This window comes from uncultured Ruthenibacterium sp. (assembly GCF_963558415.1).
Taxonomy (GTDB): Bacteria; Bacillota; Clostridia; order Oscillospirales; family Ruminococcaceae; genus Ruthenibacterium.
In genome coordinates this window covers 1-11,267 of record NZ_CAUWGY010000079.1, presented here as the reverse complement: position 1 = coordinate 11,267, position 11,267 = coordinate 1, and the positions used below count along the sequence as shown (strand labels likewise).

The following is an 11,267-nucleotide window of genomic DNA, read 5'->3' as shown; positions in this document are numbered from 1 at the left end:
ACAATGCAACCGGCGAAAAGATGCAAACATTGACAGAAGAAAACCGTCGCCGTGAGGAAGAAAAATACCAAGAAGAGCTGAAAGCATTGCAAAGTGAAATCAATCCGCATTTCCTTCTCAATACCATCAATACCATTCGGTTTATGGCGGATATGGCAAAATTTGATTCGATTCGGGACATGGCTGCCAATCTGATGAGTATTTTGGATTGCGTATTGAGAAACCGAAACAGGCGGTACACGTTGACGGACGAGGTTCGGCTGCTGGATGCATATATTCAAATTATGGAAATCCGCTATGGAAACAGCTTCGAAGTAAAAAAAGAGTTTACAGAGGAAAGTCTTTGCTGCAGGCTTCCCAAGTTGCTTTTGCAGCCTTTGGTGGAAAACGCAATTTTTCACGGATTGGATGGACGAGAAGATGGTACCATCGTATTGACCGGCCGGGTAGAAAACGGTGTGTTGTACATTTGTGTCAAAGACAACGGGTCGGGAATGACCGATGAGCAGGTGCGAGCCTGTTTAGCAGGTCCGAAAGAAAGGACCGGACATTCGATTGGATTGTGGAATGTACAGCGGAGATTAAAACTGCAATATGGCGAAGAATATGGCCTGACGGTTAAGAGCGGTGTGGAACAGGGCACTTGCGTGTATGTCACATTGCCTGCCTTGGCCGATGGAAAGGGGGATGCGAATGCTTCGGGCAATGATTGTGGATGATGAGATGATGGTTCGCACGGCACTGGAAAAGATGGTCGATTGGCAGGCCGAGGGCTTTGTACTGGACGGTTGTTATCCAAACGGAAAGGCTGCTTTGGACGCTTTGGAACGTCATCCGGCAGATTTGATTTTTACGGACATTCGGATGCCTGTGTGCGACGGCCTGGAATTAATTGACCGGGTACATGCCATGGGTTTGTCCCCTTACATTGTGGTACTCAGTGCGTTTGATGATTTTCCGCAGGTCAAGCAGGCGTTTAAAAAGGGGGCGGCAGATTACGTGCTCAAGCAGGAAGTCACCTCGGACAAACTGCTGGAGTTGGTGCGCGAGGCAAAGGAAAAATTGCCCCCCTCCCAAACGGAAACGGCCCCGGCGGATAGTGTCACCAATGTGAGTACGATATTTGGCGATGTGTTTTTTCATAACGCAGATCCTCATGCGTTGGGGGATTTGGAACAGGGGTATGTAATTGGCTGCTTTTTCCTGGATGAAATATACCGGGAACTGCCACGTCTGGGTGGAGATGTGCATGCGACTTTGACGCAGCCATTGACCAGTCTTGTGATGCAGATGCCACAAATGAAGCAGACCGACGGTTTTTATTCGTTGGACGTGTCGCGCCATTTTGTATTTTACTCGCTTACTCAGCCAGGTCGAACCGTGGAGAAGGCACGGGCGTTTTTTGCTTTGGTGCAAAAGGCATGGAAAAATTACATGAATATTTCCTGTACGGTGGGGCTTGCCTTCCCTCATAAGCGACCGGCAGATGTGTTTTACAAAGTTTTGGAGCAAGCGGAGACAAATACGACTCTGCGCTACGTGTTGGGGCCGGGACGCATCTATGATGAAAGCTACTATACACAGTTTGACCCAGTGACGGCACTGCGTCAGGCAAAAAGTTGTATGCCGTTTATCCGTGCGGTGATGAACGCGGATTTTGCCGGGGTGGAACGGTATAAGAATGAGCTGGTGGGTGCTATGCAGGATTTGCCTTTGGCACAAGGGCAGTCGCTTGCATTGCTTTATTTGTATAATCTGTATTACGAGATGGGATTTTACGATATGCAGATTGCTTATAAGCTTGGATTGGATCATCAGTTGTATGCTCGCATACGGGGAATTGAGACCCAGCGGGATTTGGTCATTTACTTTACATCGGCGTTGCGGCGAATCATGGAGTATTTTGAGTCCAATTACGACCAGCGTTTTCCGGATTCGGTGTTGAAGGCCAAGCGATACCTAGAAGATAATTACATGCGGGCAGAGTTGTCTTTGAAAGAGGTATCCGATCACAGCGGCTATAATGAAAAATATTTTTGCACACTGTTCAAAAAGCGATTCGAGGTTTCTTACTCGGATTATCTCAATCAGTTGCGGGTTGGAGCGGCCAAGGATTTACTCGAAAAGAGTGATATGCGCATGTATCAAATCGCAGATGCTGTGGGCTACAATAACGTAGAACACTTTATGCGCGTATTTAAAAAGGTGACAGGTACTACCCCGAAACAATACCGTAAAGAAAATGTAAAAAAATATCAATAAAACAAACTCCGTGTCATTTTAAGACACGGAGTTTTTGTGTTATGCTCAATGTTGTCACCGGGGTATCCGGTGTGTGAAAAGGACTAAGATATTTTCAACTTAGGAGGAAACAACGCAATGAAAAAAGTTTTTGCTACTGTTTTGAGCGTTTGCATGGCGGCTGCCCTGTTTGCAGGCTGTGGTGCGAGCACATCCAGCAGCACGGCTGCATCCGGAACTTCCGGAAGCACAGTGGCCGAAGGTGAGCTGGACCCGAATATCAAAGCTACTTTGACTTTTGCTACTTGGGATAATGAGGCCATCGACTTCTATGAGGAGTTGGATCTGGAGGGCCGTTTCCAGGAGTTGTACCCCAATGTCGAACTGGAAATTGAGGAATTCAAGGATGACGCCGAGTACTTCAACCAGATGAAGATTCGTGCTTCTGCCAACGAGTTGCCTGATTTGATGTATCTGCAGACTCGCTATTTCTCCGTATATGGCGATTATATGCTGGATCTGAGCGATACTGAGGCTGCTGCCAACAATGTGCTGGCTGCGGATTGCGTATACGATGGAAAAGTTATCGGTATTCCCGAGAAGATTTCCAGCGACTATGTATATTACTGGGCTGACCTGTTTGAGGAAGCTGGAGTGGAAGTTCCTCAGACTTGGGATGAGTTTGTAACTGTCTGTGAAACCCTTCAGGAGTACTATGGTGCCGATGATCCTTCCTTCATGGCAATTGGTATGGGTGCGAAGGACAGTTGGCCCATGTATCCTTTGATGGAGTACTCTCCGGCCAGCTTCTCCGGCAACGGCACCTACTGGGATTATATGGCGACTGTGGACGAGCCCTTTGCTGAGGGTGAGCCCATTCGCGAAGCTTACACAAAAGTATACGATTTGCTGAGCCGTGGCGTTCTGGGCAGCGATCCTCTCGGACTGGGCTATGACCAGACCTTGAGCCTGTTCCTGAACAAGCAGGCTGGTATGATGATCGATAACTCCATGGGCTTGGCCAAAATTAAAGCCAGCGGTGTGGATCTGAGCGAGCTGAAGAGCTTCTATGTACCTTACACCGGCGAGGATGGAACAATCAATCACATCGCTCAGGGCGACTTCTTTATGGGTGTAACCACCAACTCTGAGAACCCCGAACTGGCAAAGGCCTTCCTCGAGTTCTATTTCAATGATTTCTACGGCGACTATGTGCAGAAACTGTCTAGCGACAGCACTATGACCACCGCTGAAAAAGAGAAAGATCCGTACATGGCTTATGCGGATGAGGCTCAGACCAATGTGAATACCGTAGCCTATATGGGCGGTTCCGGTGACTATACAGCCATTGTGAACGAGAGCAAATTTGATTACAACAAAGTCGGTACCGAAATGCTGACTGAGGGCTTTGATTTGGAAGCCGCTTTTGACCAACTGAATGCGGATTGGTCCGCTGCCCGTGAGAAACTGGGCATGGAATAAGCGATCCATTTGAATTGAAGAGGACAGCGATATGAAGTCGATCAGAAAAAGCAGAAACCGCTTCATCCTATTGTCACTGACGATCCCAGTGATCTTACTTATGATGTTTGTGGTTTATCCTTCGTTGGATCTGATCGCCATGAGCTTCACGAGCTGGGATGGAATTTCCCCACATCGAACCTTTATCGGTGTGGGGAACTATATTGATATGTTTACGAAATCGCCGGACCTTTGGCTTTCGTTGCGTAACAATTTCATCTATTTGGCTGTGCACATGGTGATGATTCCCATTGAGCTCTCCATTGCGGTGATGCTGAATACAAAATTTAAGGGAGCAGGCCTTGTAAAGACCATTGCTTTTCTGCCCTTTATCATCAACGGCGTAGGTATGTCTTATGCGTTTTCCTACTTTTTCTCGCCGGTCAACGGTGCATTCAACGACATTCTGACCAGCCTTGGTTTGAGCGGGTGGATTCAAAACTGGCTGAGTGATCCCAAGGTGGTTAACTTTGTGCTGGCGTCCGTGTCCGCTTGGCGATTCAGCGGCTATCACATTGTGCTGTTCTCCACAGGCTTAACGTCTATTCCCACGGAAGTAATGGAGGCGGCTCGCATCGACGGAGCCAATGCATGGCAACAATTGTGGCGCATTCAACTTCCGTCCATCTGGTTGGTATTTAGCTTTGTTATGTTTGACTGCATTCGCGGTACGTTGCAGTGCTTTGATATTCCGTTCATTATGACAAATGGCGGACCGGGTTACGCTTCTTCTACCTTTACGCTATACACCATCGACACTGCGTTTAAGTATAACAGCTTCGGTATGGCCGCCACTATGGCAGTTGCCATCATGGTCATTGTAATTCTGGTGTACCTGTTCCAGAATGTAGTCTTGAAAAAAGTTTTCCGGCAGTAAGGAGGATGCGTTATGAATTTGGATAAAGCAAAACGTGTTCTCATTCTGTGCGTGAAATATCTGGTGTCCGTGGTGATTGTTGCAGTGGTCATTGGCCCGTTGCTCGTCACACTGTTTACTTCTGTGAAAACACAGGTGCAGTTGGGCAATACATCGGCCATTCTTCCACCGGCTCTGAGTGAATGGACTTGGGAAAACTATAAGGAAGTACTGGGTGCAAAACTGTTGCCCAATGCCTTCAAAAATACGGGCATCATTTTGGTAATCAGTATTTTCTTTAATGTGTTGTTCGGTTCGGTGACGGCGTATTGTCTGCAACGATTCGATTTTCGCTTCAAAAAAATTATCATGGGCTGCTTTTATATGGGCATGCTGGTTCCTACTTTCGTGGTGGAAATTGCCCGCTTTAAAGTGATTGAGGGGTTGGGCCTATACAATACCTTGGGCGCACCGATCATCATTTATGTCGCGTCGGATTTGATGCAACTGTATCTGTATATGCAGTTCGTCAGCAAAATCCCCAAAGCGCTGGACGAAAGCGCCTTGATCGACGGATGCGGATACTTCCGTATTTTCTACCGCATCATTTTCCCGCTTTTGATGCCGGCCACTGCTACGGTGATCATTATCAAAATCGTGAACATTGTCAACGACATGTACGTACCTTATTTGTACATGCCCAAGACAAAATTGAAAACCCTGACCACCTTTTTGATGAACTATGCCGGTGCACAGCAGGGTTCTTGGCCCACGCTGGCCGCGGCCATCATCGTGGTGTTGATTCCCACGGTGGTTCTGTATTTGATTTTCCACAAGCAGATTACCGAAGGCCTGAGTGCAGGCGCTACAAAAGAATAACGAAAGCGCAGGAGGGCTGCCGGATTTCCGGTGGCCCTGTATGTGCCGAATGACTGATTTTCAGGAGGTTTTTGTATGAGCGAGTTTATGTCTTATGATCCTTGGTCCGAGATCACGACCCGCAATGGTTATGCTGGTGACGAGATGGTGGCAATGTTGCAGAAAGCCATTCGTCGTGGCAAAGAGGAGGATGCTCTGAATGCTGCTTACGAGATGTACATCACCAGTCCTCAATTTGAGGAAAAGCTGTGGCGTCGGCTTTTGTGCATCAGCGTGGAGGATATCGGTTTCGGAAATCCCGAGGCTCCAGAGTTGATTTATACTTTGTTTAAAATGCGTCAAGAGTTCCCCTATAACGACGGCGACCGTCCCATGTTCTTTGTGCATGCCATCCGTTATCTGTGCCGTCAGAAGAAGGAGCGGTCCAGCGACCATGTGAAGAATCTGTTGATTCATGACTTTGAGGTCGGAAAGAAATTTGAGGTACCCGATTACGCTTTGGACATGCATACCCGCCGGGGCCGTGCTATGGGCCGAGATGTGTATCATTTCTTGACAGAGGCCAGCCGTGTGGAGCCCTACTATGAAACCGAGGGCGCCGCAGAAATCTACGAAAAGTACAAAGAGCTTTTGGAAAGCGAAGACAAGGGTGAGAAAGCACCCAACGCTTTCGAGTTTAACTCTTGGCAGTATTAAAAATCAAAAAGGCCTCCGATTTTAAATCGGAGGCCTTTTTATATTTTTATAAAAGAGAAAGCGGTTATTCCACACCGGGTACTTTCACATGATGCAACTGTCCTTTGTTGGCCTTGCCGCACAAGTCGGTGATATCCATACGCAGGATCACAATGGCCGGCATACCGCGCATCATTCGATCATAGGCTGGGCAGTCCAGATGATCCGGACAGTATTTTTCTGTCAATGCTCGTTTGGCGCGCAGACGTTCGGCTTCGTCTTCTACCACATGCACCGTTCCCTCAGCTACGCAACTGGCAAAATAAATGGTGTATTCAGCCGGGGCAGTCGCACTGTGCAGAACACAGGTGAAGCAGGCTCGGGCGTCCCGCTGCACGTTGTCCAGCTTTTGCCCGGCGCGTGCGCAGTGAAAATACAGCGCACCGTCCAGATATACAAAAGCCATCGGCACACAGTAGGGACTTCCATCCTCGTTGACTGTGGCCAGAAAACCGGTTTCACTTTCCTGTAAAATACGGATCGCGTCCTCTTGGGACGTTTGGCGGTCCACACGGCGCATAGGGCGCATCAAACATTCCTCCTGTTTAAAATATCTTACTGCTACTCATTATAAAGCGACAGACAAGATTTGCAACCCCTTTTCCTTGACAAACAGCGGGGAACATTGGACAATAGAATCGGAATGCGGCAATGCCGCACAGGAGGTTTTATATGCAGCAGTTCATCCCCGCGCAAAAGCGGGTGGTTATTTTTTTGTGCGTTTTGGCGGTATGCGGTGTGTTGGGATTCACGCTGCTCTGGTCCGCTGGACTGCGAACTCCGAAGGTGGTGGACCCATCTGATTACACGGAAGATATGCCATCGGGCTTTTTGTTTGATGTAGAGTGTACTTCTCAGGACGGTCTTTTGTGTGTTGACGGATATGCGGCTGTAGAAGGAGAACGCTTTGAGTCTGTGGATACTCGGGTGATATTATACCATGCCGGAGATGAAAGTTATCTTTTGCTTCCTACCCAGATGCAAAAAAGCGAAGCGGCTCGACAGGCTACAAATTTACCATTGGCAGAATACGGTGGTTTTGCCGCACGGGTGAAACTTTCACATCTGGCGCATCCGACGGAAGAATACGAAATCTGCATCGCCTACCGCAATGACGGTCACAATGCGTTGGTGCGCACTGGTTGCAGCGCGGAGGTAATAGAATGAAAGCAAAACGAATTTTGCAGGATGCCAGAGCGCCGTGGTTGACATTGTGGGCTGTTATGTTTATTTTGCATTTGCAGTGGACGCTGGGTACCGGTGATGACCCGATGTATGCAGGAATGCTGGAAATGTATTCTTTGTGGGATTTTTCTCTTTGGCATTATTCCACTTGGTCAGCCCGTACACTTGTGGAGGCCGTTCTGTGCATTGTGGAATCTTGGCCCACTTGGATTTGGCGCCTGGTAGACCCGATATTGATCACTTTGTCTGTGTGGTTGGCGGCGCGGCTCATTCAGGCGGAACGATCCCCTCGGGCAAGCTGGATGGCTGTCGGATTGGTGCTGTGTTATGACTGGGCGCAGCTCTCCAGTGCTGGGTGGATTTGCACGACACTGGTATTTGTGTGGCCTTTGACGGCGGCTTTGGCCGCAGCACAGTCGATTGCTGCTGGTGTGCGTGGAAAATCGGTGCCCGCGTGGCAATGGGCAGGTTCTTTGCTCTTAATGCTTTATGCGACCAATATGGAACAAATTATGGTCATGGTGGCCATATGTTTGGTCGGGCTGTTGCTTTGGCATGTGGCGGTGCGTTCTCGTCCTCACGGAATCATATGGGCGCATTTGGGCGTCTGCGTAGCCAATGCGATATATGCAATCACTTGCCCGGGAACGGCTGCCCGCGCTGCAGGAGAAACCACAAGCTGGTTTATCGATTTTGGAATGCGTAATTTTTTCCAAAATGCAGAACTTGGAATTTCAAATGCATTGTCTGGCGTAGTATACCATCGAGAACTGGTCTTTTTTGTATTGTGTGCGGCGCTGTTTTTCGGCGTGTGGTCGAAATATCGCACATGGATATACCGTTTGCTTGGACTTTTTCCCGTTACTTGTGTTTTTTTATTGGGAGTTTTAGATCAGCCATTGACGCAGATGATTCCCAAGTTGTCTTTTTTTGTCAATGGTTTGACTGATAAAGGCACTGTTACGGTGGTGACGGCCTGGAGCCTGAAGCGCTATTTGCCGTTCTTATTGTTATGTGCAGTGTTTGCGGTGTGCATAATTGATTTGTATCTGGCGTTGGGACATACCGTTCAGGCTTGGATGGCAGGGGTAGTATTGTGTGGTGGATTTGCATCGCGTGCGATGCTTGGTTTTTCGCCAACCGTATGGCAGTCCGGCGACCGTACGGCATTCTTTTTCTTGATGGGGTGCCTTTTCGTAACTTTGTGTGTGTGGCAGACACTTAGCGATGCGCCTAAGCGTTTTCGGCTGGGGCTAATAGCGTTGGTGGGAGTATGTGCCGTGAGTACAACGTTATCTCTGATTGGGGCCTGAGTTTTCTTTTCCGATGAGTTTGCACATGAAAGCGAGGGATTTATTTTGTATTATCTGGAAGATTATCGCAAAGCTGTAAAAATGGGGCAGCGAAATTATCGGGAATGCGTCAGCCAGGGGATTTATCCTTATCTTCAGGTATTAGATGATATTCTGAAACAGGTGGATGTGGAATACGAGCAGCCTATTGGAGTGGTGGAGATTCCGGCGGACCGCGTTGCAGGCACCAAGGCAAAGGGAAGAAGAGCAGCCTTTTCTCATTCTTTTATGCCTCTTTTAAAGGAAGATAGCGAATTTGCCCGCAAGTGGATGACATTGTTTGGCATCCAGATGAACGAAGGAATTCGAGATCCTATCAAAGTCTATGAATTTATGAATCGCTTTTACGTGCAGGAGGGCAACAAAAGAGTCAGTGTGCTCAAATATCTGGGTGCAACCAGTATTTCGGCCAATGTAACGCGCATTGTTCCCGTCCCTACGGAAAGCAAAGAAAATCGCATTTACTACGAGTTCATGACTTTTTACGATCGCACGCGGCTCAATTATTTTTGGTTTACCGAGGAGGGGAGATTTACCCGCCTTTTGGAAGCCACAGGACCAGTGGATCGTCCATGGACGGAGAATGAGCGCCGAGATTTGGCATCGGTTTATCTTCGCTTTGCGCCGGCTTTCCAAGCGGTAGGCGGTGCAAAACTGTCGATTACGGACAGCGATGCAATGTTGGCCTATATAGATGTATACGGATACGAGGCAATGAAACAAAAGACGACTCAGGAAATGGCACAGGATTTGTCTCGCATCTGGAAGGAAGTATTGGTGTTGACAGAACGCGAGGCACTGGAATTGTCTATGTCGCCTGCGCCGGAACAATCGCGCGGCCTGTTGACAAGAATTCTGCCAGTGGGACCGTCTCATTTAAAAGTGGCATTTTTGAATGAAAAAACACCGGCTACTTCTGCCTGGACTTATGCACATGAATTTGGAAGAAATCAGTTGGAAGAAACTTTTGGGGACCGTGTCAAAACTCTGAGTTTTAACGACGTTCAGATGGGTGAAGACGCGCAGAACAAGCTGGAACAAGCAGTGAAGGCTGGCTGCGACGTGGTGTTTACGACCACTCCCAAATTGATGGCGGATAGTCTCAAAGCCGCGGTAAAATATCCCCACGTAAAGTTTTTGAACTGTTCTTTGAATATGACACATCCGGATGTGCGCACTTACTATGGTCGTATTCACGAAGCCAAATTCCTTTTGGGAGCTATTGCAGGTGCCATTGCCGATGACAACAAAATCGGCTATGTGGCAACCTATCCGACCTTTGGGATGACCGCAGGAGTCAATGCGTTTGCACTGGGAGCCAAAATGACCAATCCTCGTGCCAGAGTACATCTGGAGTGGACTGCGGTAAAAGATTGCGATGTGGATAAGGCTTTTCGTGAAAAGAATGTGCGCGTGATTTCAAACATTGATTTGCGTGCACCGGACAGCGATTCTCCTCGGGAATTTGGTCTTTATCGCATTGCAGATGATGGACAGGAACAGTATCTTGCGATGCCTTTTTGGCATTGGGGTGAATTTTACATCAAGATTATTCAAAGTATTTTTGACGGACGCTGGAAAGAGGATGGTGATGTGTCCGGCACCAGAGCGATCAACTATTGGTGGGGAATGTCGGCTGGTGTTGTGGAAGTTATTGTTTCCCGCAGTCTTCCTGAGGGGACTGCCCGCTTAGTGGAACTTTTGCGAAAAGCAATTTGCTCCAGTGAGTTTGAGCCGTTTTCCGGTAATATTGTGGACCAGAACGGGATCGTACGTTTAAAAGAAGGCGCCCATTTTGCGCCGGAAGAGATTATTGGTATGGACTGGTTGGTGGACAACGTAGAAGGACGCATTCCGGAGTTTGATGAACTCATCGAGGCGGCCAGACCCATGGTCCATCTTCAAGGAGTAGCCAAAGAGGGGGAGGCTGAAAAATGAGGATATTGGCGATTGCAGACGAAGAGTCAAAATATCTTTGGGACTTTTTTCAGCCGGAAAAACTGAAAGATATAGACCTCATTCTCTCCTGTGGGGATCTCAAGGCCCAATATTTGGAATTTCTCGCCACCTTTACGCATGCCCCCATTCTCTATGTACACGGCAATCACGATGAACCCTATAAAAGAAATCCACCTGATGCTTGTGGCTGTATTTGTGTTGAAGATAAGATTTACAGTTATTGTGGTGTGCGCATTTTGGGGTTGGGTGGTTCCATGCGCTACCGTCCGGGACATTTTCAATATTCAGAACGGGAGATGAAGCTTCGGGCGGCGCGCATGAAATATGCGCTGTGGCGCAACAAAGGCTTTGATATCTTGCTTACACATGCTCCGGCTCAAGGGATGAACGATGGTACGGATATGGCTCATCGTGGTTTTCAAACCTTCAATGACTTAATGGATCGTTACCGCCCTTCCTTTTTTGTACACGGGCATGTGCATATGAATTATGGACAAGACATCCCGCGCGTTGCTCAGTATGGCTCGACAACGGTAATC

Annotated in this window: 11 protein-coding genes; 10 read left to right on the top strand and 1 reads right to left on the bottom strand. The window is 48.1% G+C overall.

The features are described from left to right. The 6 genes from AB5H98_RS11005 to AB5H98_RS10980 form a co-directional block, all read left to right on the top strand. Positions 1–719 (top strand): sensor histidine kinase (locus AB5H98_RS11005; protein WP_367925946.1); only part of this gene is annotated, 719 nt, incomplete at its 5' end. Then, positions 694–2,262 carry an AraC family transcriptional regulator gene (locus AB5H98_RS11000; RefSeq protein ID WP_367925945.1) on the top strand — a complete coding sequence of 523 codons (1,569 nt, stop codon included), beginning with the start codon at positions 694–696 and terminating at the stop codon, positions 2,260–2,262. The genes AB5H98_RS11005 and AB5H98_RS11000, both read left to right, overlap by 26 nt. Before the next feature lie 117 nt (positions 2,263–2,379). Further along, a complete protein-coding gene (locus tag AB5H98_RS10995; RefSeq protein WP_367925944.1) occupies positions 2,380–3,723 on the top strand; it encodes an ABC transporter substrate-binding protein in 1,344 nt (447 codons plus the stop codon). 31 nt (positions 3,724–3,754) lie between these two features. Beyond that, positions 3,755–4,639, top strand: coding sequence for a carbohydrate ABC transporter permease (locus AB5H98_RS10990; protein ID WP_367925943.1), 885 nt, complete (start codon positions 3,755–3,757; stop codon positions 4,637–4,639). A 12-nt stretch (positions 4,640–4,651) separates the two neighbouring features. Then, positions 4,652–5,497 carry a carbohydrate ABC transporter permease gene (locus tag AB5H98_RS10985; protein WP_367925942.1) on the top strand — a complete coding sequence of 282 codons (846 nt, stop codon included), beginning with the start codon at positions 4,652–4,654 and terminating at the stop codon, positions 5,495–5,497. A gap of 75 nt (positions 5,498–5,572) precedes the next feature. After that, positions 5,573–6,193, top strand: a complete 621-nt coding sequence (locus AB5H98_RS10980; RefSeq protein WP_367925941.1) for a hypothetical protein — start codon at positions 5,573–5,575, stop codon at positions 6,191–6,193. Positions 6,194–6,257: 64 nt separating this feature from the next. Here the strand turns inward: AB5H98_RS10980 and AB5H98_RS10975 are convergent, their stop codons facing one another. After that, positions 6,258–6,761 (bottom strand): pyridoxamine 5'-phosphate oxidase family protein, encoded by a 504-nt coding sequence (locus AB5H98_RS10975; RefSeq protein WP_367925947.1) that lies wholly within the window; start codon positions 6,759–6,761, stop codon positions 6,258–6,260. A gap of 143 nt (positions 6,762–6,904) precedes the next feature. On the opposite strand from AB5H98_RS10975, the gene AB5H98_RS10970 reads away from it, so the two are divergent. The 4 genes from AB5H98_RS10970 to AB5H98_RS10955 form a co-directional block, all read left to right on the top strand. Continuing rightward, entirely contained in the window at positions 6,905–7,399 is a 495-nt protein-coding gene (locus AB5H98_RS10970; RefSeq protein WP_367925940.1) for a hypothetical protein, read from the top strand. Then, positions 7,396–8,730 (top strand): hypothetical protein, encoded by a 1,335-nt coding sequence (locus AB5H98_RS10965; protein ID WP_367925939.1) that lies wholly within the window; start codon positions 7,396–7,398, stop codon positions 8,728–8,730. The genes AB5H98_RS10970 and AB5H98_RS10965 overlap by 4 nt, the downstream gene beginning before the upstream one ends. Positions 8,731–8,775: 45 nt before the next feature. Next, positions 8,776–10,707, top strand: a complete 1,932-nt coding sequence (locus tag AB5H98_RS10960) for a BMP family ABC transporter substrate-binding protein (RefSeq protein WP_367925938.1) — start codon at positions 8,776–8,778, stop codon at positions 10,705–10,707. Continuing rightward, on the top strand, positions 10,704–11,267 hold a 564-nt coding region (locus AB5H98_RS10955), incomplete at its 3' end, for a metallophosphoesterase (RefSeq protein ID WP_367925937.1). The genes AB5H98_RS10960 and AB5H98_RS10955, both read left to right, overlap by 4 nt.